The 24,353-nt window shown below is 61.7% G+C and carries 20 protein-coding genes; 2 read left to right on the forward strand and 18 right to left on the reverse strand.

The window, feature by feature from the left end; all coding sequences use genetic code 11:
* Positions 1–19 precede the first annotated feature (19 nt).
* Positions 20–3,742 (forward strand): methyltransferase domain-containing protein, encoded by a 3,723-nt coding sequence (locus tag HS961_RS22420; RefSeq protein ID WP_182325621.1) that lies wholly within the window; start codon positions 20–22, stop codon positions 3,740–3,742.
* A 63-nt stretch (positions 3,743–3,805) separates the two neighbouring features.
* A complete protein-coding gene (locus HS961_RS22425; protein ID WP_182325622.1) occupies positions 3,806–5,836 on the forward strand; it encodes a glycosyltransferase family 2 protein in 2,031 nt (676 codons plus the stop codon).
* Between the two features lie 43 nt (positions 5,837–5,879).
* On the opposite strand, the gene HS961_RS22430 is transcribed toward HS961_RS22425, so the two are convergent.
* The 18 genes from HS961_RS22430 to gspE form a co-directional block, all read right to left on the reverse strand.
* Entirely contained in the window at positions 5,880–6,746 is an 867-nt protein-coding gene (locus HS961_RS22430; protein WP_182328390.1) for a class I SAM-dependent methyltransferase, read from the reverse strand.
* Between the two features lie 14 nt (positions 6,747–6,760).
* Positions 6,761–7,657: a class I SAM-dependent methyltransferase gene (locus tag HS961_RS22435; protein WP_182325623.1), complete on the reverse strand. Its 897-nt coding sequence runs from the start codon at positions 7,655–7,657 to the stop codon at positions 6,761–6,763.
* 86 nt (positions 7,658–7,743) lie between these two features.
* Positions 7,744–9,051 (reverse strand): ABC transporter ATP-binding protein, encoded by a 1,308-nt coding sequence (locus HS961_RS22440; protein WP_182325624.1) that lies wholly within the window; start codon positions 9,049–9,051, stop codon positions 7,744–7,746.
* Positions 9,052–9,062: 11 nt separating this feature from the next.
* Positions 9,063–9,866 carry an ABC transporter permease gene (locus tag HS961_RS22445; RefSeq protein ID WP_182325625.1) on the reverse strand — a complete coding sequence of 268 codons (804 nt, stop codon included), beginning with the start codon at positions 9,864–9,866 and terminating at the stop codon, positions 9,063–9,065.
* A 100-nt stretch (positions 9,867–9,966) separates the two neighbouring features.
* Positions 9,967–10,860, reverse strand: a complete 894-nt coding sequence (locus HS961_RS22450; protein ID WP_182325626.1) for a peptidylprolyl isomerase — start codon at positions 10,858–10,860, stop codon at positions 9,967–9,969.
* Positions 10,861–11,035: 175 nt separating this feature from the next.
* A complete protein-coding gene (locus HS961_RS22455) occupies positions 11,036–12,538 on the reverse strand; it encodes a cell surface protein (RefSeq protein ID WP_182325627.1) in 1,503 nt (500 codons plus the stop codon).
* A 178-nt stretch (positions 12,539–12,716) separates the two neighbouring features.
* Positions 12,717–13,133, reverse strand: a complete 417-nt coding sequence (locus HS961_RS22460) for a hypothetical protein (protein ID WP_182325628.1) — start codon at positions 13,131–13,133, stop codon at positions 12,717–12,719.
* 27 nt (positions 13,134–13,160) lie between these two features.
* On the reverse strand, positions 13,161–15,608 hold the full coding sequence (gene gspD / locus HS961_RS22465) for a type II secretion system secretin GspD (protein ID WP_182325629.1): 2,448 nt from the start codon (positions 15,606–15,608) through the stop codon (positions 13,161–13,163).
* Between the two features lie 43 nt (positions 15,609–15,651).
* On the reverse strand, positions 15,652–16,293 hold the full coding sequence (locus tag HS961_RS22470) for a hypothetical protein (protein ID WP_182325630.1): 642 nt from the start codon (positions 16,291–16,293) through the stop codon (positions 15,652–15,654).
* Positions 16,290–16,856, reverse strand: a complete 567-nt coding sequence (gspM, locus tag HS961_RS22475) for a type II secretion system protein GspM (protein WP_182325631.1) — start codon at positions 16,854–16,856, stop codon at positions 16,290–16,292. The genes HS961_RS22470 and gspM overlap by 4 nt, the downstream gene beginning before the upstream one ends.
* Positions 16,853–18,241, reverse strand: coding sequence for a PilN domain-containing protein (locus HS961_RS22480; protein WP_182325632.1), 1,389 nt, complete (start codon positions 18,239–18,241; stop codon positions 16,853–16,855). Before HS961_RS22480 ends, gspM begins: the two co-directional genes overlap by 4 nt.
* A gap of 18 nt (positions 18,242–18,259) precedes the next feature.
* Positions 18,260–19,126 (reverse strand): general secretion pathway protein GspK, encoded by an 867-nt coding sequence (locus HS961_RS22485; RefSeq protein WP_238347710.1) that lies wholly within the window; start codon positions 19,124–19,126, stop codon positions 18,260–18,262.
* Positions 19,123–19,845 (reverse strand): prepilin-type N-terminal cleavage/methylation domain-containing protein, encoded by a 723-nt coding sequence (locus HS961_RS22490; protein ID WP_182325633.1) that lies wholly within the window; start codon positions 19,843–19,845, stop codon positions 19,123–19,125. The genes HS961_RS22485 and HS961_RS22490 overlap by 4 nt, the downstream gene beginning before the upstream one ends.
* Positions 19,842–20,282: a type IV pilus modification PilV family protein gene (locus HS961_RS22495; RefSeq protein ID WP_272956279.1), complete on the reverse strand. Its 441-nt coding sequence runs from the start codon at positions 20,280–20,282 to the stop codon at positions 19,842–19,844. The genes HS961_RS22490 and HS961_RS22495 overlap by 4 nt, the downstream gene beginning before the upstream one ends.
* Entirely contained in the window at positions 20,279–20,776 is a 498-nt protein-coding gene (locus HS961_RS22500; RefSeq protein ID WP_238347711.1) for a GspH/FimT family pseudopilin, read from the reverse strand. The genes HS961_RS22495 and HS961_RS22500 overlap by 4 nt, the downstream gene beginning before the upstream one ends.
* 40 nt (positions 20,777–20,816) lie before the next feature.
* Entirely contained in the window at positions 20,817–21,248 is a 432-nt protein-coding gene (gspG, locus tag HS961_RS22505) for a type II secretion system major pseudopilin GspG (RefSeq protein ID WP_182325635.1), read from the reverse strand.
* A 27-nt stretch (positions 21,249–21,275) separates the two neighbouring features.
* The gene (locus HS961_RS22510) at positions 21,276–22,547 is read right to left on the reverse strand and encodes a type II secretion system F family protein (protein WP_182325636.1); all 1,272 of its coding nucleotides are present in this window, start codon (positions 22,545–22,547) and stop codon (positions 21,276–21,278) included.
* Positions 22,540–24,276, reverse strand: a complete 1,737-nt coding sequence (gspE, locus tag HS961_RS22515; RefSeq protein ID WP_182325637.1) for a type II secretion system ATPase GspE — start codon at positions 24,274–24,276, stop codon at positions 22,540–22,542. The genes HS961_RS22510 and gspE overlap by 8 nt, the downstream gene beginning before the upstream one ends.
* Positions 24,277–24,353: the final 77 nt, after the last annotated feature.

Raw genomic sequence — 24,353 nt, forward strand, 5'->3', positions numbered from 1 at the left:
CCTACCCATTCCCATATCCATGACCCGCGAACACCACGTCTACACCCGCCATATCGACCTCCAGCAGCGCAGCTCCCTGTCGGTACTGGCGAACAAGATACAGCCGGGCGCCCGTGTGCTCGACCTGGGCTGCGGCCCCGGTGTGCTGGGCCAGTACCTGCAAGAGCACAAGGCCTGCACCCTGGATGGTGTGACGTTCAGCGCCGAAGAGGCCGCGCTCGCCAGGCCGTATTATCGCGATCTCGCCGTGGCCGATCTGGAACAGATCAACCTGGCTGAGGCTTTTACGCGGCGCCAGTATGACTATATCGTTTGCGCAGATGTCCTTGAGCACCTGCGCCATCCCGAGCAGTTGCTGGCCGACTGCCGCGATCTGCTGGCAGAAAACGGCGAAATCCTGGTCTCCATCCCCAACGCCGGTTACTGCGGCCTGGTGATGGAGCTGATGCAAGGCGAGCTGCGCTACCGCGAAGAAGGCCTGCTCGACAGCACCCATCTGCGCTTTTTCACCCGCCAGTCGCTGCTGCGGCTGATGACGGAGGGCGTGTGGAGCGTGCAGTCGCTGGAAACCATCGACCGCCCGCTCGATGAATCCGAGTTTGCCCGCACCACGGCCGACAGCCTGCCGCCTGCCGTGATGCGCTACCTGCTGGCCCAGCCCGATGCGCTGGCCTACCAGTTCATCTGCAGCATCCGCCCCAGCAGCGACGCCGCTGCCGCCCAGGCGCATGCGCTGTTGGCCATGCAGAGCGAGGCCAACACGGCGCATGCCAGCTTCACCACCAACCTGTACTGGGCCGATGCCGGCCAGTTCAGTGAATCGCACAAGCTGATTGCCAAGGGCCAGATTGGCGCCTTGCAGCAGAGCATTCGGTTTGCCCTGCCCCGCTTTGATGCCGCCCAGCCCGCCCTGCGCTGGGACCCGGCCGACCGCCCTGGCTTTTTGCACCTGCATGCCATGCGCCTGTATGACGCCAGCGGCGCCCTGCGCTGGCGCTGGGAGGCGGACAAGCCCGAAGCCCTGGCCCAGGTGCCCCACAGCCAGATCAGCTGGCAGCCCGCGCCAGCCACGGCACCGGGCAGCACCCTGCTCTTGCTGACCGGTGATGACCCCCACCTGCATCTGCCCATCGATCCCGCGTTGCTGAAAGAATGCCTCCAGGCAGACGGCGCCGTACTGGAAGTCAGCCTGGGCTGGCCCATGTCGGCCGACTATGCCGCGCTCGCTGACAGCGCCCAGGAACTGCAGGCACGCATCACCCATGCCGATACCGAGGTACTGCGCGCCCAGCAGGCCCAGGCCGATGCCCACACCCAGCTGCGCCTGCTGCAGGCCCATATGCAGGACCAGCAAAAGAACCTGGAAGCGGCCATTGCCCAGCAGCAAGAGCACATCCAAGGCCAGCAGACCCATATCGGCAATCTGCAGACCCATCTGGGCAATATCGAGGCATCGGAAGCCTACCGCGTCGGCCAGAAGCTGGCCAGTGCCAAGGCCCGGCTGCGCGGCCGACCTGCACCCGCCCCGGCGGTGGTGCATGTGCCCGAGCACCAGCCTGCGGCCATGGAGCCAGCCCAAGATGCGCCAGAAGCGTTGGATACGCTGAATACGCTAGATGCGCTGGCCGAGGTGCCAGACAGTGCAGTCGTTGCGGTGGAGGTTGAGGACGCGTCAGCGCCCGAATCCATTGCCGAGCCCGTGCAGCCCATCGTTGCCGCACAGCCGGCCGCCATGGTCGACATCATCGTCCCGGTGTACCGAGGCCTGGTCGATACGCAGCGCTGCCTGCAATCGGTGCTGCAAGCAGCGACCCAAACCAACAGCCAGCTGGTGGTGATCAACGACGCCAGCCCCGAACCAGAGCTGACCGCCTGGCTGCGCGAGCTGGCCCAGCAGGACAGCCGCGTGCATCTGTTGGAGAACGACAGCAATCTGGGCTTTGTGGCAACCGTCAACCGCGGCATGGCGCTGCACCCCAGCAACGATGTGCTGCTGCTCAACAGCGACACGGAGGTGTCCCACGAATGGCTGGACCGCCTGCACCGGGCGGCCTACAGCGCGCCGGACGTGGGCAGCGTCACGCCGCTGTCCAACAACGCCACCATCTGCAGCTACCCGCGCTTTTGCGAAAAGAATGCGCTGCCGGCCGACGCCGATCTGCTGCGCCTGAACCACCTGGCGGCCAGCGCCAATGCCGGGCAGACGGTCGAAGTACCCACCGGCGTGGGCTTTTGCATGTACATCCGCCGCGACTGCCTGGCGCAGACCGGCCTGTTTGATGTGGAGCACTTTGGCAAGGGCTATGGCGAAGAGAACGACTTCTGCGTGCGCGCCCATGACCTGGGCTGGCACCACCTGCTGGCTTTGGACACGGTAGTGCTGCACACGGGGGGCGTGAGCTTTGGCGACAGCAAGACGCCGCGCGAGCAGGCCGCCTACCAGACCCTGCTGCAGCTGCACCCGCGCTATGACAGCCAGGTACAAGCCCACCTGAAAGCCAACCCGGCCCAGGCCGCGCGCAATGCCATCGACAAGGCACGCCTGCGCCAGCACCCGCTGCCCCGCATCCTGATGGTGTTGCACAACGCCGGCGGCGGCACGCTGCGCCATGTCAAGGAGCTGGCCCACAGCCTGCGCGACCGGGCCGTATCGCTGGCCCTGACCCCGCTGGAGGACAACTACATCCGCCTGCAGTGGCTGGATGCAGCCGAGGGCTATGACGAGGAGTTCCACTGGCCTACGCAGTCCGAAGCGCTGGTGGCGCTGTTGCGCGAGCTGGGCGTAAGCCATATCCACTTCCACCACCTGATGGGCTTGAACCTGGAAGTGATGCGCCTGCCCGAGCTGCTGGGTGTGCGCTATGACTTCACCGCGCACGACTACTACGCCATCTGCCCGCAGATCAACCTGATGGAGCCCACCCACAATGCGCACTATGCGGCGCTGGGCGTAGCGCAGTGCCCGCAGTGTTCGGGTGCGGAGCCGGCACCCACCGGTGAATACATCGATGCCTGGCGCATGCGCCACCGTTTGTTCCTGAACCAGGCGCGCTATGTGCTGGCCCCAAGCAAGGATGCCGCCCTGCGCATGCACCAGTACTTCCCCGATGCAGCCGTGCGCTATGTCACCCACCACGACATCCCCGATGCCGCCTTGCTGCCTGTACCCAAGGGCCAGCCGCTGGCGCCCCATGCACACTTACGCGTCTTCATCCTCGGCGGCGTCAGTCTGGCCAAGGGAGGCGATGTGATGGAAGCCGTGGCGCTGGCCGCCGCACAAAGCGAAGCCCCCGTTGAGCTGCACCTGCTGGGCTACCCGCACCGCCGCATGCGCACCCAGCCCCATGCCAGCCTGACCGTGCACGGCCCCTACGACGATGCTGACCTGCCCGCGCTGATGGCGCGCCTGCAGCCCGATGTGGTCTGGTTCCCGGCGCTGTGGCCCGAGACCTATAGCTACACCTTGAGCGCCTGCCTGCAGGCCGGCGTGCCGGTGATCGCCCCCGATATCGGCGCATTCCCTGAGCGCCTGGCGGGCCGCCCCTGGACCTGGCTGCGCCCCTGGAGCACCTCGGCCGACGAGTGGCTGGCGCTGATGCAGCACATTCGCCAGCGCCACTACATCGACGGCCAGCCTCCGCTGCCTGCACCGACTGCGGAGATCGAGCTGAAAACCCAGTACCTGCAGCCCTGGAGCTATGGGCATGATTACCTGAGGGCTCTGCGCCCGGCCCTTAATTAAATAAAATAGGCCAATAGTGTTTGCAAATCAAACACAAAACGCTACAAAATAAAGAGCAACGACTTGTCTTCCACTCTCTCTACTTTGCGCAAGCTGCCCCACAAGCTGCGCCAGCTCAGCCGCAGCCTGTACCTGCTGGCCGCCGATCCCCGCCAGCTGGGCAGCAACAGCCGCCGACTTTGGCGCGCCTGGCGCACCGGCGGCAGCCAGATGCTCAAGCACCAGCTGCTGTCGCTGGGCCACCCTGATGCGCCGACCGTGCCGGTCGCCCCCACCGATGCCTGGCAGGACTACCAGCAGCGCTTGGCCAACGAGGTGCTGCCGGTGCTGCGCGCCGAGATTGCAGCATTGACGCAGCCGGTCAGCATCTCCATCCTGGTACCCACCTACAACACCGACCCGGCCATGCTGACGGCGATGGTTGATTCGGTGCGCGCCCAGATCTACCCGCACTGGGAGCTGTGCATCGCCGACGACGCATCCACCCAGCCCCATGTGCGCAGCATGCTGCAAGAACTGGCTGCGCAGGAGCCGCGCATCAAGCTGCACCTGGGCGAGAGCAACCATGGCGTATCGCACGCCAGCAACCGGGCGCTGGCCTTGGCCACCTCCCCGTTTGTGGTGCTGCTGGACCATGACGACCTGCTCCAGCCCCAGGCCATCTACCGCGTCGCCCAAAGCGTCATGGCCGATGACCCGGACATGCTCTACTCAGACGAAGTGCTGGTCAGCCCTGATGGCAAGCAGGTACTGCAGTACTTCCACCGCCCGGCTTTCTCGCCCGAATACCTGCGCAGCCACCCCTATATCGTGCACATGGTCGGCTTTCGCACGGCGCTGCTGCGCAGCCTGGGTGGCTTTGACGAGGCCCTGGGCATTTCGCAGGATTACGACCTGATCTTGCGCGTCAGCGAAGCGGCCAGCCGCATCGTGCACCTGCCCGAGCTCCTCTACCAGTGGCGCACCCACACCGGCTCGGCCGGCCACGACAAGATGGCCCAGGTGATGGCCACCTCGACCGCCGTGCTGCAACGCCATCTGGACCGCAGCGGCGTTGCGGCACGTTCGGCGTCCGGCGTGTCCTTCAACTTCTTTGAGACCCAGCACCAGATCGCCGATGGCCAGCGCGTGGCCATCATCATCCCGACCAAGAACTACGGCAGCCTTGTGCGCCAGTGTGTGGACAGCATCCGCGCCACTGTGCAACATGCCGCCTACGACCTGATCGTGATCGACCATGACTCGACCGAGCAGGCCAGCCTGGACTATTTTGCCCAGCTGCAGCAAGAAGGCACCGCCACCGTGCTGCGCTACCAGGGGCCCTTCAATTTCTCGGCCATCAACAACTGGGCCGTCCGCCAGCTGACCCGCCCCTACAGCCACTACCTGTTCTGCAACAACGACATCGAGGCGCTGGAGAGCGGCTGGCTGGAGCACATGCTGTCGCAGTGCCAGGACCCGAGCGTTGGCATGGTGGGCGCGCAGTTGCTCTACCCCGACCGCACTTCGATCCAGCACGCCGGCGTCTGCGTGGGCGCCTTTGGCATTGCCGAGCACTATGGCAAGTTCTTGAAGCTGCCACCCGACCGCGTCGATATCGCCTTCATGGGCCGGCTGGTGAGCACGCATGAGGTATCGGCCGTGACTGCCGCCTGCCTGCTGATGCGCAAGGAAACCTTTGATGCCATCGACGGCTATGACGAGAAACTGGCCGTGGGCTTTGGCGATGTGGACCTGTGCCTGCGCACCCTGCAGCTGGGCTGGCGGGTGCTGTACTGCCCGCAGGCGACCTTGGTGCACCATGAATCCATCACCCGGGGCAAGGCTGAAGGCTATGACCCGCATCCTGAAGATTCGGCACTATTCGCCTGCCGCTGGCGCGATTTTCTGGACCAGGGCGACCCCTACTTCCACCCCGCTTTTGAAGTGCGCCACACCTGCTGGCTGGTGCGTACCCCGCTGCACTGTGAGCCCTCGATCAACCGCCGCCTCTTCAGCCGAAGTGGCCTGGGCCAGCGCATGCAGCGTTTGAGCTATAGCGCCAGCGTCTCGATGCCAGTGCAGCTGGAAGAAGCTACCGTCACAACCGCTTAATGCCCACTCCTACCCGCAGCCCTTGTGGGCTGCCGGCTGGAGATCAAGCAGGACGCTGCAGCAGCAAAAAGATCTCGTTATTGGTCAGCACCTCGCGCGGGTACTGCGCCAACAAGGCTTCCGGCACGGGCGCCGGCTCATAGTGGCGGCGCTCTTCGCGTGCCACCGCAAAGCCCGCTTCCTTGGCCAGCGCTACCAGCTCATCGGCGGTCAGGCGGTTGAGTTCTTGGTATTCCTTGAACACAAAGCGCTTGTAGCCCTCCGGCCCAAAATCGGCAAAGCCAAAGTCCACCTCATCGGGGCTGAGTTCGCCGTCATAGCCTTCAATCACCTTCCAGAGCGCATCCTCTTCGACCAGCAGGTGGTGCCAGGCGACATCGTCATAACGGCGCAGGTGCGAGCCAAAGGCCGAGTAGAACAGCGGCTCGATCTGCAGGAAGAAATGCCCGCCCGGCTTCAGGCAGGCCAGCAGGTCTTTCAGAATGGGCAGCAACTGGTCGCGCTGCACATGCTCAAAGGTCGACCAGCTCATGATGCCGTCATAGAGCGGCGCCTGGCCCGCCAAGGGCGCGCTGGGCGCAATCGTCTGAAAACTCAGCGCGGCCGGAATGCGCTGCATGCCTAACTGCTCTTGTGCAATGCGGGGCAGCTTGGCGTACTCCTGCCGCACATCAATGCCGTGGATGGCAGCGGCGCCATGGCGCAGCACCAGCGCCAAGTCGGTAATCCCATCGCCACAGCCAAACTGCAGCAAACGGGCGGTACTCACATCCATCACCGGGCTGAGCCACTGCGCTACGACATCGGATGCGTAGTGGAAGTGGGAGCGGAACCATTCGTCGCTGATCCGCGTGTCATCGTAATGAGGCAGGCCGAGCAGCTTTTCACGCAACTGCGCCAAGTGGCGCATACGGCTTCCGCGGTTCATGATGGCTTTCGCAGGACGTACACGTCCTGGTGGTTCCAGAACTGTACAGGGGAGAAATATTCGAGCTTGTCGGCACCGACAGTCTCGGCAATGCGGGCACGCACAAAGGCTTCGGTCGTGAAGGCCGTGCCGTACTCGTTCGGATCAATCGCGTTCGATTCGCTCGACGGCGCAAAGAAAAAGCCCTCGTCGTCGAGCGGCACGCTGTCAAACCGGGCCGCCTTGATACCATGCGTGCTGAACACTAGGATGCCGCCCGGTGATACCAGGTTGTACAGCACTTGCAGCCAGCGGCCCCAGGTGCTGCGCGGCAGATGGCTGAACAGCGACAGCACAAACACCGTGTCGTACTGGCGCGGTGCCACCAGCTGCTCAGGCACGCTGGCAGAGACAAAGCCCTGCACGCCAAAGGTGCGCTGCGCAAAGTCCACCGCATCGGGCACCACATCCGACACCGTCACTTTGCCCGGACCCAACAGATGTGCCAGGTGCCGGGTAAAGCGGCCATGGCCGCTGGCAAACTCCAGAAAATGCTGGCTCTGCACCAGCGGCTGGCCGACTCGCTCCATCACCGTCATCAGCTCGGCCAGGGTGCGCCAGCCATCGGCCAGGTAATCACGCAACGGGTTATTGCTGCTGGGGTGGCCGGCAAAGAAGCCAAAAATATCATCGGCCGAGGAAATCGTGCAATCGAGGCCCATGATGTTCCGGAACGAGCCGGTCAGCCCGTGCTGCTCGATCAGCGCATGCGCTGCCAGCATCACGTCTTTTTCGGCACGGGCGCGCAGCAGCAGGCCCGAGGCCGCTTCAAAATTTCCATTTGCCAGCATCAGCTGTGCATCGGCCAGCAGCTGCTGGCCCTGGCTTGTCGCAGAGGGAGAATTCGTGGTCATAAATCTGGGGGCGATGAGCGCGCCAGCGCAGATGCTGGCGCTCTCGTTGGCTGGGGTACAAGCCGCACGCACTCTTGCGTGCAGCCTCAGCCCCAGTGGTGGGGCAATCGTACCAGTCCAGGCAGCGGCTTGGGGTAGATAAAGCGGAAGACGGTGTACTGGAACCATTCGTCATAGACCGCCAGACCCGAGCCATCAAACAAAAAGGCGCTGACCACATAGTCGCCGCTGTGCAAAGGCAGGTCCGGAAAGCTCAGCACCGACTGCCAGCTGCCATCGGGCAATTGCTGGGGCACGGCGCCCTCTTCGTGCGTGGCCAGGCAGGCAATGCCCACGCCCCGGTTCTGCTCGATCATGAAGCCGATATTGGGCCGCTCAGCGCCATTGCCCCGCGCCTTGATGGTGACGACCAGATCCTGGCCCTGCAGCACCGGCGGATCGCCTGGACCCAGGTTCGCAATATCCACTGACAGGATGCAGGCATTGCCCGCCTCTTCGGATTTGGGCTGGTTTGGCGGCTGCACCGCATAGGGCGTGTCCAGCGGATCGACGGGCTCTGTAGCGATGGCCGCTGCGGCCACATCGGCCAGCGCTTCCGGCACCGCTGCTGCAGCATCGTCGCCCCACTGCAATTGCTCCTTCTCATCCCGCTTTTGGCGGGTGCGCACATCGTAGGCCGCCAATACCGCCTCGGTCTCGCCAAACATCTGCACCTGGCCTTGCTCCAGCCACAGCGCCGCATCGCAGAGATGGCGAATATGGTAGGGGCTGTGCGAGCAAAAGAGGATGGTGCAGCCCTTCTGGCGAAAGTCCAGAATGCGCTCGATGCACTTCTTCTGAAAACTCTGGTCGCCCACGGCCAGCGCCTCATCGACGATCAGTACATCGGGCTGCACGGCAGTGACCAGCGCAAAGGCCAGGCGCACATTCATACCCGATGAATAGGTTTTGACCGGCCGGTCGATCGCGTCCTGCAGCTCGGAGAAGGCAATGATCTCCGGCTCCAGCTTTCGCATTTCCTCATGGCTGATGCCGATCAGGCTGCCGGCAAAATACAGGTTGTCGCGGCCGCTGAAATCAGGGTGAAAGCCTGCTCCCAGCTCCAGAATGGCCGTGATGCGGCCAGTGCGCTCAATCGAACCTGCGGAGGGCTGCATGGTGCCCGCCAGCAGCTTGAGCAGCGAGCTCTTGCCAGCCCCGTTGTCGCCCACCACCCCGATGCACTGACCGCGTCCCAAACTGAAGCTGACATCGCGCAGCGCCCAGTGACTGCGGTGCATGGCACGGCCACTCAGCAGCGCCTTCACCCGCTGGCGTGGCGAATCATAGAGCTTGTACTCCTTGCCCAGATTCTTCACCACCAGCACGGCCGCGGCCTCTTGCGTTTTCGCCATGTTCACGCCCGTCATAGCCAGTCCACCAGCTGGTCGCGGCTGCGCCGCACCAGCACATTCACCACCACGGCAAGCACTGCAATCCATACAGCGCTCACCACCCAGACTTGCAGCTCAGGCCACTGGCCTTGCAGCAGCGCGGACTGGTAGCCCATCACATACGAGGCCATCGGGTTCAACCACAGCAGCCAGCGCCAGCCCTGCGGAAACATCGTGATCGGAAACAGGATAGGCGTCAGGTAGATGCCCACCGACAGCATAAAGCCCACCAGTTGCACGGTATCGCGCAGGGCTGCTGCAAAGATCGCCAGCGCATAGGACAGCAGCAAGGTCATCAGCAGTTGCATGGCCATCAGTGGCAGCAAGGCCAATACGCCCCATTGCATATGGTGCACGGGGATGTAGCACAGTGCCAGCAGCAGCATCAAAGGGCCAAAAATCCAGGAGCTGGCCAGCACCGATCGCACCGGAAACAGCACCGGCGGCAGCGGGTTCTTCTGCAAGATCGATCCTGCCTCCAGCAGACTGCCCATACCGCGCGAGACCGCATCGCAAAAGGCCATCCAGGGAAGCGCACCGACGATCAGAAAGGTGCCCACCGCATGGCTGGACGCGCCTTCACCGAGCCGCATCGCAAACACGATGTCGAACACCAGGTAGTAGGCGGCGACAGACAGCAGAGGCTGCAGGTAGGGCCAGATGACGCCCAAGGCTGTGCCGGCGTGGCGTGCCGCCACCTCGCGGCGCGTCATCACGCCGACCAGGGCGCGACTGGCGACCAACTCGCGGGTATTTTTTATCAGGGAATCCAGCATAAATGGGGCTAATCAGTGAGCGTGCCAAGCCTATCAGCATGGCATAAACAAGTCGAGGAGGCTGGGCCTCCTCTTCTGTTGGCTGTCCTAGGACAGGCGCTTATTTCTGTGCGGCAAACTTGGCAGACAAGGCTTCCAGGTTGGCCGGCTCGGTCTTGGTCTTCTCATGGATATTTTCCACCTCGGCCCTGCGTGCCTTCTGGGACGCCTCCTGAAGGAACTGCTTCTCCAGTTGCGGCTTCACCTCTTCGAGCGACATAGTGCGCGCGGGTTTCTTCTCGATCAGCTTGATGATGTGGTAGCCGAACTGCGTCTTGATTACCGGGCTCAGCTCACCTGGCTTGTTCAACGCAAACGCAGCGGCTTCGAATTCAGGGGCGGTTTGACCACGAGGGATAGGCCCCAGGTCACCGCCTTTGAGTGCGGAGTTGGAATCTGAAGAATTGTCCTTGGCCAGCTTGGCAAAGTCTGCACCCGAAGCCGCCTCTTGGCGCAGCTTCTCGATCTGCTCCTTGGCCTTGGCCTCGTCCTTGTTTGCAATCAGGATATGCGCCACATGCGCCTGCTCGGGCGCCTGGTACTTGTCCTTGTTGACCTGATACGCGGCCTTAACCTGCGCATCCACCAGCTTCATATCGGGAGCGCGATCCTTGTCAATTTTTGCCCAATAAGCATCGGACAGTACCTTGTCGCTGGCAATCCTTTCCGCTGCTGCGGTCTCCGGCTGCTTGTCCAGCTGGGCTTCCTTGGCACGCTGCGCCAGGACGCGGCGAATATAGATGGCATCAGCCATCTGGGCCACGCTGTCTTTGCGGGCTAAGAAGGATGCGCGCATTTCAGGAGGCAGCCGCGTGGCATCGCTCAGGATATCGCTCTCACGCACGGCCACGCCGTGGCCTTCGATCAGCACTGGGTCTGTTGCTTGCGCCATCACGGCCACACTGCTGGTGGCCAAAACCGTCACTACGCCCAGGGAAGTCAACCAACTACGCATCTAGCATTCCTCAGCTCAAAAGATGCAGCATAGCAAAAGCTGCCCAAATCACAGACCCAGTGAACCCCAGCGGAAAGCACGGGCATCTCTGCACATGCAGAAAATAAAAAAAGGACAGAGATTGCTCTCTGTCCTTTTTATGGACTCACTAGAACTCTAGCTTATCGACCTTGAATTAAGGAGCGACAGCAGGAGCAGCGTAGCGGTGTGGCCAGGTGATACCGTAGGTACCGCTGAAGCCGTTAGCCAGGCCGCCGCTGTTGGACAGCTTGATGAAGGACGAGCCAACCACTGGCAGCGAGTTGGTGTAGCTGATAGCGCCCCAACCGTTTTGGTAGTCAACGTTCACGTTGGTACGAGCAACGGAAGCACCCAGCACCGAGGTGCCAGCTGCGTCGTTGAACGACAGCACGTTCACTTCGCCGCAGAAGTCCAGACCCTTCAGGGTGCTAGGCGAGATCACAGCACCATTCTTCTTGGATTGCTCTTCGCGATCCCAGAAGGTGTAGGAGTTGGTGGTCGCGCAGATCAGACCGTTGTTAGCGTTCACGTAGGTGTTGGCTTCGGTGAAGAAACCACCCACGCCGTCGTTGAACACGCGGTAGCCAGCATCCGTAGGCTTCTTGGTGTAGTCAGCGCCAACGCTGTAACGACGGGTAGGCATGGACAGCACCCAGTCAGTCTTAGCATTGATACCGGTATCCAGAGCATACTGGTTCGACACACCGCTGTTGGACAGCGAGGTGGTCAGATCGGTAGCTTGGTCTTCTGGGGTACCAGTAGTAGCCAGGTAAGGCGTCGACAGGTCTGGGAAGTCGAAGTTCACAGCCTTGACCATGCCTTGTTGCAGCAGCGGGTCAGCGGTCAGATCAGCCACGTTCGCAGCAGTAGCAGCGGAGTTCGTTGCGTCTTGTGGGAACAGCACGAAGTTACCGCGGCCATTGCCACCGGTTGCAGCGATAGCGGTAGCAGCACCCGAGAACGTGGTGGTTTGGTTCACGTTCAGGATGTACCAGTCAGCAGTCAGCTTGCCCGATGGGGTTTCGAAGCCCATGGTCTTAGCTGCGGTAACGCTGTCAACATCGGTTGGGTTGATGTTCAGCGTTGCGTCCAGAACGGTGCTGGTGCAAGGTGCAACGCCAGCAACGTGCTTGGTGGCCTTGTACATGTCGGTAGCAGTACCGGTGATGTCAGCCATGTTCAGGATTTCGATGTAACCTTCCTTGGTCTGGGCAGCGGTAGCACCAGATGGCAGGCGGTCGGTCACGAATTGAACTTGCTGGCCACGGATATCGGGCAGCGTGCAGCTCTTGTCGTTGGTCAGGAAGTACGAACCATTTTCGTTACCTTGCACCGAACCGGTCCATACGTCGCCAGGCGACAGGAACACGGTAAAGTCCAAGATATCGTCAGAGTTAGCAGCGCCACGGAAACGCACCTTCAGGGCCTTGCCGTTGACGGTGTCGGTGTTCACCACGTGGAACACGGACATGTTGTCGTTTTGCGAGGTGAAGTAAGGCACCACCAGAATGTGGCCTGCACCGCCTTCAGCACGGACCAACGTGGTCGCGTCTGGCTGAACCATCGTCGAGTTAGGGAACGTTTGGGCCGAGGCAGCGCCTGCGAAACCACCAATCATGGCGGCCGCAATGCTCAGTGCCAGAACATTTTTCTTCATAAACACACTCCAGTTAAAAAAAGTTAGTCAGCGCAACTACCACGATTGTTTACGCTAAGAAATAATAGCATAGCGCTCACGGGGTTTGCAAAGCAAGCAGACTGTTTTTTTTAGCGGCCTGTTGAGTATTTACAACAGACAACTGTGTACAGATAGTCTTGCCAGCAATCCTAGAGCATCAAGGTGCCTGGTAGAGATTCCACCGACCGTCTTCGAGCAACCAAGTTTGCTGCGAATACATGTCAATGGTACCCATTTTTCGGCCTGGAATGGGAGGGTTGACACTCAAATTCACACCGACCTCGCACTTTTCGGCTTCGCAAGTCACCTTCTTCACCTTGGCCGCAACAGCGAAGGTCGCCATATAGTTCTTGGCGAAGCCCTTCTCATCGACGGCCATGCGGAAGGCCTCATTCATATAGCTGCGGGTTTTGCCCACATCGCCTTTGAGGCGTGCATCCCAATAGCCTTGGGCACGCTTGGCGACAGCCTGCTCAGGAGGATCCGGCTGGAAAGCGGCGCAGGCCACCAGAGAGGCTGCAGCGCCAATTGCAAACAAAGCTTTCGCAGATTGAATCAGAATATTAGAAGTCATTTTTCAATATCTTTACAACATAATTTATTACTGTGCCTGTACTGGCTGTACAGGGGCTACGCGCGATGCAGGAGCGGGCGCGTTGTTGGCACGGGTCAGCAGGTCATCATCGTTCAAACCACGCAGTCGGTCTCGCAGCTCTTCGCTGACTTCGCGCACATCGACATCGGTACGCACCACACGAGGCGTCATCACGAGCAAAAGTTCCGTCCGCGCACTATTTCGGGTAGTGCTGCTGAAGGCCTTGCCGATGATCGGGATGTCCTTCAGCAAAGGAATGCCCGAGTCGGAAACTTCATTCCTGTCTCTGATCAAGCCGCCCATCACAATCGACTCACCAGAACGCACGGCCAGCTTGCTGGTCAGTTGGCGGTTGGAAAACTTGGTCTGCTGGGATGCAGCGTCAATACCTGCACTGTCGATGACCGACTGGTCGATCTGCAGACTCACCATATTGCCGGAATTGACCGAAGGCGTGACATTCAGAATCACACCGGTGTCCTTGAGCTGGTAGTTATCCGACAAAAAGCTGGTTGAGGTGATGGTGCTGCTGACCTTCACTGGAATTTGCTCGCCCACCGAAATGGAGGCGGGGTGGTTGTCCATCACCATGACGGAAGGGCTCGACAACATCTTGACCTGCCCCTGTCCCGCGACGGCGCTCAAGCGCGCGGCGATATCACCTCCGCTATTGAACAACGAATAGGTGAAGTTGCCCGCTGCGGCAGCAACCGTGCCAGGAGTCGTGTTGTTCAAAGTGCCAAGGCTGCCGGTGCCAGAGTAATCGCGGCCTCCAATGCCGCTGTTGCGGAACAACCATTCCACACCGTACGCCAGATTGTCATTGAGTGTCACCTCAATGATGCTTGCCTCGATCAGCACCTGGATAGGCGCCACATCCAGGCGTTTGAGCGAGGACTCGATCTTGCGGAACTGCGAGCCAGTGGACCAGACCAGGATGGTGTTGTTGAATTCATCGGCCACCACGCGGATATCGCCAATGGCGGTAGCAGTGACGGTAGGGGTACCTCCCTGCTGCTGGGAATTTCCGCTGTTGCCAAACCGGTTGCCGTTGTTGTTGCCGAAGCCCGAGGAGAAGCCCGAGCTGCCGCCGAAGCTGTTGAAACCGCCGCCAAAGCGGTTGTTGTTATTGTTATTGTTGTTGACGCCGTTCAGACCCGGAGCGACACCCGAAGTCATGTTGCCGCCGGCGCCCTGCTGGCCACCAAAAATGCCATTGAGCACCTGGGCCAGGTATTTGGCGTTGCCGTTTTGCACACGGTAGACGTACAGCTCGGGCTCGCTGCCGCCATAACCTGGCACATCAAGGCGACGAATCCAGCGCTCGGCCTCGTCCAGGTAGGAAGCGCGTGGTGTGATCACCATCAGTGCGTTGAGGCGCGGGATCGGCAGCACACGCAGCGCTCCAAACAGCGGGTTGGAATCGCCCAGCGAGGTCAGCAGCGCAGCCGCAGCGGCGGCGTTACCGCTAAGCTGGCTGTTGGCAGTACCGCCAGCGGCGGTACCCGCCGCTTGGCCTGGCCGACGCGCGGCAGCGGCGCTGGCAGATCCGCCGGCGATGCCAGCCGACCCAGCGCCGCCTTGGCCCTGCGCCGCTTGGCCGCCGCCACCATTGACCATCTGCAGCGCAGCGCTGACTTCTTCAATCGATGCATGCTTGAGCGGGTAGATGCCCACGGACATGCCCTTGAGCAGGTCCACGTCAAAGGTCTTGACCATCTCCATCCAGCCCTCGGACTGGGTACGCGTGCCTTGCATGATCAGCACATTGCGTACGGTGTCCACCTTGATCAGCGCTTCACCAGGGATGATGGGCTTGAGGATGTTGGACATCTCGGTAGCGCCGATGTATTGCAGCGGGACCACGATCACGCCATAGCCGGGTGCCATGCTGCCAGGGGCACCGGCCATGCGCACATTGCCGACCAAGCTACGCAGCACCTCGGGCTTGCCGACCTGGTAGGTACCACGGGCATCGCGCACCATCGCCAGGCCATTGGCCTGCAAGGCCGCTTCCAGCAAGAACACGGCCTTGTCCGGATCAATCGGCTTGGGCGTTGTCAAGGTCACCGTGCCTTGCAGCGGCGGGTGCATCACGTAATCGATCTTGAGGATATCGCCCAGCACCGTGCGCACCACCTCGGCCACCGGCGCCTCTTCAAAACGGAAGCTGACCGGCGCACCACCAGTGATCGGGGTGGACTTGTCGATGTTGAGCAGCTTGTCCGTGCCGCGTAGCACGCGGGGTTCGGTCGATTCCTCTCCTTCATCGCCGCCGATTTTGGGGCCGATCATGATATTGGGCGCTTGAATGACGGGCAGAGAGCCGTTGGCTTGCACTGCAGGCTGGGCAGACGGCTGGGCTGCCGCTGTTTGCGCATGGAGCGGCAGCAGCATGCCCATCTGGCCCAATGCAACTACCAGCGCCGTCTTGAAAAATACGGGAGACTTCATGGTTCTAACCCTAGGATCTATCTATTTATAGAGATTGCCACGCTCAAGGGCGCTGGACAGCGGTAGAGCCGCCGATGCTTGCGCGACGACGGGGTGGTGGAGTGTCGGTACCGGCTGGTGGCTGTGAGGCCCGTTGGGGCACAGCTCGCTGCGGCACACTGGGTTCTGGCGCAGGGGTGTAGCCTTGCTGCAGCTTGCCCTTTTGCAAAGCGATTTCTTTGGTCACGCTACCGCGGGTGAAATACACCCGGTTATCAGCGACCGAGCTCAAGGTCCAGCCGTCGAGCTTGCCACGCAAAGGCAAGGATTTGTCCTTGCCCTGGAATTTGATGATGACACCGCCACTCTTGCCATCCTCACTGACATAAACGCCGCTCAGCACGGCATCGGCCAGGTAATCCGGTGGGGGTGGAGGCGCCTCGGCCGCCGCTACAGGAGGCGGTGGGGGTGGGCGGCGAGTTGGCGAGAACAGCGGGCGATCCAGCATCGCCAAAAACTGGCTGTGGTCCATCGCCTGCGCCTTGCCCAAGCGGGGCACGATGTCGTCCAGATTGGCCTTTTGCCCTCTGGGCATTTCCCAGTGCACATCTTTCAGTCCACCATTGGGCGTCAACCACATCCAGGCCAGCAACAAGGCGAGCGCAACATTGGCCGCAATCAGAATGCCACTTGTATAGCGCTTCATGGACGCTCCCTCAACACGCTCAAGGTCAGCTGAAGGGTCAGCCGAGGCGTGGTCTTCTCATTCATCACCTGCAAGGTTCCCTGGTTTCTGACTTCCACATCGGCCAGCAGCATCACCGGCAGTTGCTCGTTCAGCACGGCCAGCGCACTGTCCACGGCCAGTAGGTCACCTTCGGCCCGGACCGACAGCGGAATGCGGTCAAAACCCTTTTCTTCTTTAGCCGGCAGCACTTGGCTGCTGACCACGGTCAGCCCAGCGGTGGTCAAGAGACTGCGCACTTTCTGCTGCACGGCATTGCCGGTCTGTGCCACATCCTGGCTGCTGGGGTAAATATAGTCGGCGCGGATCTGCAAGGCACGTTCCAGCGACTGGTCAATCTCTTCACGCTGCAGATCGAGACCACGCAGACGTGCATAGCGGGGTTCAACCGTTGCCAAGGTCGACTGCGCCCAGAGGTGCTTGCTGACGACAAAGCTGCCCAGCGCTGCCAAAGGCAGCAGGACCAGCAGCGCGGTGGCCACCAGAATCAGCATTTCTTTGCGATTGGGACGGGTAACAATCATGGCTTTTTCCCTCCTGCATCTGGGGGAGGGGTAACGGATCCACCCAATGTGGCCCGGGGCGCACTGCCCCCGAGAGTGGCCTTGGATGGCGGACGTGGGGCTTGGCCGGGTGCAGTGGCAGCCGCAGCCGTATTTGCGGGGGGTGGGCTAGCTGGCGCAACAGCGTTCGCCGATGATGGCGCAGGAGGCTGTGGTGGCGCAGCAGCAGGCGCTGTACCTTGCGTCGCCGGCAACAACGTGCCCGCGGCGGCGTCAATGGAAGCATTGGACTGCTCTGCAACTTGCGTTTTGACAGCCGCCTCTACCTCTTGCACGGTCTTGGGGCCAAATACCTTGGCATCCAGTCCCAGCTCGATGGTGAAACTCTCTTTGTTGCCAGCGCCTATGCGCGTGGCAGCACTCGGCGCCCGCACATCCTTGACGCCATCCTGGTTGCTCAGTTTTTGCATCAAGGCCGAGGCATTCTCGGTCAAACCGGAAATCGTCACCTTGCTGCTCTGGATGCGGACCGATTGCAAGGCCGTATCGTCAGGCAGTACATGGGTCAGCATGCTGAGCACCTGTACCCCATCGATGCGTTCGCCCAGCAACTCCGCCAAGCCGCCGACCTTGTCAGCGCTCTGCATCAAGGTCTCGCGCTTGGCCACCACATCCTTGGTCTTGGCCGCCATGCCCTCATAGGCATGCACCGCCTCAATCGCGCGCATGCGCAGCTGCGCCGTGGGCGTGGCGGCAATGGCGGCCAGCAGCAATACCGCCAGTGCGACACCGCTGACGTTCCACCACAGCCGCTTGCGGCCCCAGGCAAAGCGCGCCTGCTCGCCAAAGCCCTGGAACACCACCGGGTGGCGATCAGGGGCAAACACCCACACTTCGGGCTGCTCCAAAGACTCGGCCTTGGACTGCGCCTTCAGCGTTTGCAAATGCAGCTGCTGGGCCACCTGCGCTTGCAGATAGGGCTCGGTCTGGGTTCTGGAGGCCAAGACCACCAGCAATTTCACACCCTTGCTGCTGCGACTCAGCTCGGTGAAGCCCCAGAGCAGGTCATCTGCCGCAAAGGGGCTGATCGCCTGCACTTCCAGCTCGGCAGCACTGGCGCAATCTTGCGGATCCAGTGCGGGCAGTGCCACGGTCTTGCGCAAGACCATGTGCTCAGGCAGTTCCACCGCCCAAAACACAGGCTCCCGCCCCGGCTTGGCTACCAGTTCGCCGCTCTCCCACACCACGGTGGGCGCGCCTTCGGCGGGCACCAAACGCAGCATCTGCTCGGGCCGCAGCCACGACAGCGGCGGCCACTGCGGCGCTCGGCGCCAGGTTTTTAAAATATCGGCCTTGAGCTGGTTCAGATCCAGCCCAAAAAAGCGCGATTCAGTTGAAATTGCCATAAGGGTTCTTTGCTTCGATCAGGATGCTGGCTGCAGCATCTGGCGCGCCTCAAACGTGTACCAAGGCAGGCCATCTCGCGTTCTGGCCCCAAAGTACACACTGCGATCTACGAGAAAAATACGTCCGTCTGCCATCGGAACCTGTGCTGTGATCCGGTAACGGCGCTGCGCACCGCCTGGGCGGGCCAGGTTGGCATCCAGGCCGGTGGTATCCAATCCTGGCTGACCACGCGACGCAGCAATGCGGGCCGCGATTCCCTCGTCGCCATTGGCCAGCACCCGCAACACCAGCGGCGGCGCCGCCAGCGGATTGACCGTTGCGCCCCCCGAGCCTGAGGTGGCTGCCGTGACCAAGGGCGCGAGTCTAGCATAGAGGTCGTAATCGATACCGGGCACCTGCATCAGGTCTTCTATCGCTTCAAAACGCTCGGGCCGGCGGCCATCCAGCGAGGCGCGTTCACGCCGGTCCAGGATGGCAATGGCCAGCTCTTGCGCCGCGCCATCAGGCATGCCTCCACCCACGCTCAACAAGGCATTTAGCAGCGGCAGCGATGCCCCATTGATATTGATCAGGCCATTGAGGGGCATCACGCTGACCGCCACCTGCGTGCCCTGGTAACTGACCGAGGTCTCGGTGGTTTCTTGCAAGATCGTGCGGTCGGCTGCCAGTTGCTGCAACACCATGACGACGGCTGCATCGCCCACCGCCTGCGCGGTGACCTTGTCCTTGGCCACGCCAATCATCTTGGCTTCCTGGCGCACCACACCACTGACCCCGGTGACCATCAGGCTGAGTGCTGCCACCAGCCACAGCACGGCAATCAAGGCCATACCTTGTTGCGGTGGCGCCAGCGTGGCGCGTTGTTGCACGGCTGCGCGCATCATCCGGTCGAGCCTCCCAGGCTCGCGCCGCCACCGCTGCCGCGCGGGTCGCCCGCAGGCATCACGCGCAGCTGCACCACCACCGGCGCCAACACCGAGGTTTCAGTGGTCATTACCACCTGCACTGCCTGCGGCAGCTGGTCGACCACGCCCCAGTCACTGCCCCATTGCGGTGGATCGATGCCTCCGTTGAGGTACTGGAAAGACAGACCGGTCGCATGCTGCAGCAGTGGGTAGGTTTGTGCCGCACCCCATTCGGGCAAGGTCTGCTGGTCGATCCAGGGCAGGTAGCTCAAGATGACGGCGGGTGCACCGTCATAGCTGCCCATGGCCAGCCGGAAATGGTAGCGGCCACCCACGCCATAGCGTGCCGGCATCACCCCCACCCAGGTCATCGATTGACCAGCGCCTTCAAAGAAAAATGCCGAAGGCGCAGCGCTGAGCATGCCCTGCTGCTGCAAGCCCTGCACCCGTTTGGCGGAAATACGGCCTAATACGGCACGCAAAAAATCGGTACTGGCGCGCGATTCGTCCATGCGCTCAAGCCGGTTGTCGATACTGGTTTCGGTGCGGCCCATGGTGCCCATGGCACCAGCCAGACCTAAAACGATCAGCGACAGCAAGGACATGGCCACCAGCATCTCTACCAGCGTGAAGCCTGAGGCAAGACGCTGCGGGCCTGGGCAGCTAGCCTTGGTAAAAAGTGTGCGAATGCGGCTCATGCGGGCGGCACCACATTCTCGGCTGGATCGGGCGGCCGGCGCTGCGCACGCAAGGTGTTGAGCTCGAACACGCGCGGGCGGTCGCCCTCGGCCCAGTTCACGCTGATATGCACTTCATGCAGCACAGGAATGTTCGCGCCTTCGTCCACACCGGTCTTGAAGGGCGCGCTTTGCACACTCCACTGGTAGCCATTGCTCTGGCCCGATTCGTTCCAGCCGCTTTCGTACACGGAGTCACGCGAATCCATGATGGACTGCGCCAGCTGCACCGCATATTGGTAGCGATCCAGATCACCTACGCTGCGCGCATTGCTGCCGGTGGCGCGGTAGATCATGCCCAGCGAGATCGCCATGATGGACAGCGCCACCAGAATTTCCAGCAAGGTCATGCCTTGCTGCTGGCGAGGCCGTTGGGACAGAGATGACAGCGCCCTCATTGGAACAAGGGCTCCTGGCTGACCCGGCCCGAAAGCCAGTCCACCCGCAGCCGTGTGCCGGCGCCATTTTTGCGCAAGATCTCTACACTGCCGCCGGTGGAGCCTCCCGAGGCCAGGAACACGATCGAGGCGGCGCTGTTGGGCACAAACTCGCGGTCTGCCACGGTGGCACGTAAATCCACTGCCTCTGGAATTTCTTTGACCGAGTCTCCATAGCCATAGTGCCGGGTTTGCAGATCCACGGTAAAGCGCACCGACTCGCCCTGCGAGACGGCGATATAACGGGCCGAGCGCAGTTGGCTGATCATCGTGCGCACGGTATCGCGGTACTGCACCCCATCCTTCAGCCGGTCATAGGCGACCGGTGCCATGGCCACCACCAAAGCCATGATGGCGAACACCACCATCAGCTCGATCAAGGTAAAGCCTTGATGGGCTGCTGGGCGCGTGGTGGCACGCGGGTGTCGGCTCAGCCATGGCAAGGCGGTGGGCACGGGGTTTCCTGGTCAGGCGGAGAAAGCAGCGGCCGCCGGCTTACTGTGCGTTGCGCACATCGGCGGCTTCACCTTCGCCACCGGGCTGGCCATCGGAGCCCAGCGACAGGATGTCGACCCGGCCGCCGTTGTAGCTATAGCGGTACGGGTTGTTCCAAGGATCGTTGGGTACGCCGCCCGACAGGTAGGGACCGTTCCAACCGCGCACATTGCCCGGCTGCTTGGCCAGCGCATCCAGACCTTCTTCGGTGGTCGGGTAGCGGCCAGTGTCGAGCTTGAAGATATCCAGCGCCTTTTGCAGGTCAGCAATCTGCACGCCTGCCGTTTTGGACTTGGCGCCGCCCAATTGGCTCAGCACCTTGGGGCCGACCAGGCCGGCCAGCAGGGTCAGGATGGCCAGCACCACCAGCAGTTCGATCAAGGTAAAACCACGGCTCTTGCGTGGCGTCTTTTGGGTGAATAAGGCCTTCATGGCGGGCTCTCCTTGCAGTATTAAAAATTAAGCGGCCAGATCGTTGACGGACAAGATGCCCATCAAGATAGAAACAATGATGGAGGCAATCATGATGCCCAGTACCAGAATCAGCACCGGCTCGATCATGGTCAGGGCGCGTTTGATGCCGATCTCCACCTCGCGGTTCAATATATTCGACAGCTCCAGCATCATCGATCCCAGGCGCCCGGTTTCTTCGCCAACGCGCACCAGGTTCACGGCCAGCGGCTCGAACACGGTGGTGGTGTTCATCGCCTGCACCATCTTGCCGCCCTCTTTGACGATCGGCGGAATCTTGGCCAGCTCTTGCTGGATCAAGCGGTTGCTTACGGTATCGGTCGCAATATGCAACGCCGTGAGCAAAGGCACGCCATTGCCCAGCAAGGTACCCAGCGAGCGAGAATACAAGGTCAGCTGGTACTTCAGCGCCAGTCGCCCCAGGATAGGCATGCGCAGCAACACACTTTGCCACCACAGCCGCCCGGTGGGCGAACTGAGCCAGCTGCGCATCAGATAGACCACGGCCGCACCGCCCAGCAAAATCACCCAGCCGTTCTTGCGAAACACCTGGCCAATGGTCATCACAATCTTGGTCGGCGTGGGCAAGGCATCACCCATATCGGTAAACAGCTTTTCAAACTGCGGCACCACAAAGCCCAGCATCGCGATCAGCGACAGAATGGCCACTGCCACGAGGATCATCGGGTAGATGGTGGCCGAGACCACGCTTTCCTTGAGCGCGCGTTGGCGCTCCAGGTGTTCCACCAAACGCTGCAGCACGGCCGACATCTGGCCGCTGGCCTCGCCCGAGCGCACCATGTTGATATAGAAATCGCCAAACAGCTCCTGGTGCACCATCAGCGCTTTGGACAGCGGCACCCCGCCCTTGACCGCTTCGAGCACACCGGTCAGCAGCTCGCGCATGCTGTCCTTGAAGGCCATGTCGATCAGCACGCGCAGCGCGTTGTCCAAGGCCAAACCGGCCTTGAGCATGATTGACAGCTCCGAGGTCATCGCCAGCACATCGGATGACTTGGCCGGGCCCTTTTGGGATTTCCGGGCCTTGGTTTTGACCAGTGCACCCACAGCCGCAGGCTTGGCGCCGGCCTTGGTTGCAGCCGGCATCAGCGCGGCGGCATCAACCGCATCCACAATGCGCACCGGCGTGAGCTTTTGCGCGCGCAGGTGCTTTTGCACGGCTGCGGCGTTGGGCGCTTGGAAAGTGCCGCGAACCTGCTCGCCCGCAGCATTGATCGCGTGCCAGGCAAAATCAGCCATCAATCTGGTCCTGGGTGACGCGGGCGACTTCGTCCAAGGTGGTCATGCCGGCCGCCACCTTGCGCAAGCCGTCTTCATGCAGGCTCAGCATGCCCGATTTGGCCGCCAGGTTGAACAGCTCGTTGGAGTCCTTGCCTGCATTGATGGCATTGCGCATCGGCTCATCGAGCACAAATAGCTCATGGATGCCGGTACGGCCTTTGTAGCCGGTCTGGCGGCAGGCATTGCAACCCACCGCACGGTAAATGACTTGGCCCACCTCGCTGAAGCGCGCCAGGCCGGAGCGCTTGCGCACCTCCTCGCCAGGCTCGAACGCCTCTTTGCAATTGCCGCACAAAGTACGCACCAGACGCTGGGCCAGCACGCCGTTGACCGAGGAGGTGATCAGATAGCTCTCCACCCCCATGTCCTGCATACGGGTGATGGCACCGGCGGCGGTGTTGGTGTGCAGGGTGGACAGCACCAAGTGGCCCGTCAGCGCCGACTGCACCGCGATCTGCGCGGTCTCGCCGTCGCGCATTTCACCGATCATGATGATGTCCGGGTCCTGGCGCAGGATGGAGCGCAGCGCGTTGGCAAAGGTCAGGTTGATCTGGGCGTGCACCTGGATCTGGTTGATCCCTTCGAGCTGGTACTCGACCGGGTCTTCTACGGTGATGATCTTGTTTTCCAGCGCGTCAATCTTGGACAGCGCGGCATACAAGGTGGTGGTCTTGCCCGAGCCAGTGGGCCCGGTGACCAGCAAAATGCCGTGCGGACGGCCGAGCAGGTCGTTGAATTTGGACAGGGTGTCCTTGGCAAAACCCATGGTTTCGAGCTGCAGCCGCACGCTGGCGCGGTCCAGCACCCGCATCACGATGCTCTCGCCATGGACAGTGGGCACGGTGGAGACCCGCAGGTCCAGCTCGCGGCCCTTGACGCGTGTTTTGATACGGCCATCTTGCGGCAGGCGGCGCTCGGCAATGTCCAAATGCGCCATCAGCTTGACGCGCGATCCCACGGCGGCCGACAGGCGCGGCGGCACCAGTTCACCGGGGTGGATCACACCATCGACCCGGTAGCGCACATGCAGGCCGTCGTCAAACGGCTCCAGGTGGATATCGGAAGCGCGCAGATCGGTCACCTTGCCGATGATGCTGTTGACCAGGCGAATCACCGGCGCTTCGCTGGCGAGGTCCTTCAGATGTTCGACAAAGTCGCCGACATCGGAGCCATCGCCAAACATGTCATCGCCGTCGTCCTCTTCGGCTTCGGGCTCAGGCTCTTGCAGCGCTTTTTCAATATCGGCCTGCAGCGCCAGATGGGGGCGAATCTGCAAACCCGTTGACATCTGCAGCGCCTTGATCACATACGGATCCTGGGGCGAGGCCATGGCGACATCCAGCACGCCATCTTGCAACCGCAAGGGGAAGACATGCTGCGAATGCTGGAACTCGGGCATCAGGCCCGGCACGCTGACCGCTTCCACCGGGAAGTCCGCGCCCAAGATATATGGGATCTGCAACTGGGTCGCCAGGGCCTGCATCAGGTCCGGCTCGGAAACCAGGCCCAGCTGCACCAGCACCTGGCCGATGAGACTGCCCATCTCCTGCTGCGCCTGCAGCGCACGCTCCAGATCGCGTGGCGACAGCTTGCCCGCCTGCACCAGCATCTCGCCCAGCAAAGGGCGACGCCCTGACTCCAGGGTCAGGGCTGCATCGCTGAAATCGTCAATGGTGCTGGTGCTCATGCGTCTATGGTCTCAAAAGCCTATGACAGGCGTGGTATCCATCCCCTTAGCCTATAGGGCACCCAGTGTAGGTGCCA

The sequence above is a fragment of the Comamonas piscis genome, from assembly GCF_014109725.1.
GTDB lineage: Bacteria > Pseudomonadota > Gammaproteobacteria > Burkholderiales > Burkholderiaceae_C > Comamonas > Comamonas piscis.

Bases quoted from the DNA above. Each gene is read 5' to 3' on its own strand.
- HS961_RS22470 (WP_182325630.1), bottom strand. From the start codon at position 16,293: ATGAAGCGCTATACAAGTGGCATTCTGATTGCGGCCAATGTTGCGCTC.
- HS961_RS22460 (WP_182325628.1), bottom strand. From the start codon at position 13,133: ATGACTTCTAATATTCTGATTCAATCTGCGAAAGCTTTGTTTGCAATT.
- HS961_RS22485 (WP_238347710.1), bottom strand. From the start codon at position 19,126: ATGATGCGCGCAGCCGTGCAACAACGCGCCACGCTGGCGCCACCGCAA.
- HS961_RS22480 (WP_182325632.1), bottom strand. From the start codon at position 18,241: ATGGCAATTTCAACTGAATCGCGCTTTTTTGGGCTGGATCTGAACCAG.
- gspD (WP_182325629.1), bottom strand. From the start codon at position 15,608: ATGAAGTCTCCCGTATTTTTCAAGACGGCGCTGGTAGTTGCATTGGGC.
- HS961_RS22435 (WP_182325623.1), bottom strand. From the start codon at position 7,657: ATGACCACGAATTCTCCCTCTGCGACAAGCCAGGGCCAGCAGCTGCTG.
- HS961_RS22495 (WP_272956279.1), bottom strand. From the start codon at position 20,282: ATGAGGGCGCTGTCATCTCTGTCCCAACGGCCTCGCCAGCAGCAAGGC.
- HS961_RS22420 (WP_182325621.1), top strand. From the start codon at position 20: ATGACCCGCGAACACCACGTCTACACCCGCCATATCGACCTCCAGCAG.
- HS961_RS22430 (WP_182328390.1), bottom strand. From the start codon at position 6,746: ATGCGCCACTTGGCGCAGTTGCGTGAAAAGCTGCTCGGCCTGCCTCAT.
- gspE (WP_182325637.1), bottom strand. From the start codon at position 24,276: ATGAGCACCAGCACCATTGACGATTTCAGCGATGCAGCCCTGACCCTG.
- gspM (WP_182325631.1), bottom strand. From the start codon at position 16,856: ATGATTGTTACCCGTCCCAATCGCAAAGAAATGCTGATTCTGGTGGCC.
- HS961_RS22450 (WP_182325626.1), bottom strand. From the start codon at position 10,860: ATGCGTAGTTGGTTGACTTCCCTGGGCGTAGTGACGGTTTTGGCCACC.
- HS961_RS22445 (WP_182325625.1), bottom strand. From the start codon at position 9,866: ATGCTGGATTCCCTGATAAAAAATACCCGCGAGTTGGTCGCCAGTCGC.
- gspG (WP_182325635.1), bottom strand. From the start codon at position 21,248: ATGAAGGCCTTATTCACCCAAAAGACGCCACGCAAGAGCCGTGGTTTT.
- HS961_RS22510 (WP_182325636.1), bottom strand. From the start codon at position 22,547: ATGGCTGATTTTGCCTGGCACGCGATCAATGCTGCGGGCGAGCAGGTT.
- HS961_RS22440 (WP_182325624.1), bottom strand. From the start codon at position 9,051: ATGGCGAAAACGCAAGAGGCCGCGGCCGTGCTGGTGGTGAAGAATCTG.
- HS961_RS22490 (WP_182325633.1), bottom strand. From the start codon at position 19,845: ATGAGCCGCATTCGCACACTTTTTACCAAGGCTAGCTGCCCAGGCCCG.
- HS961_RS22455 (WP_182325627.1), bottom strand. From the start codon at position 12,538: ATGAAGAAAAATGTTCTGGCACTGAGCATTGCGGCCGCCATGATTGGT.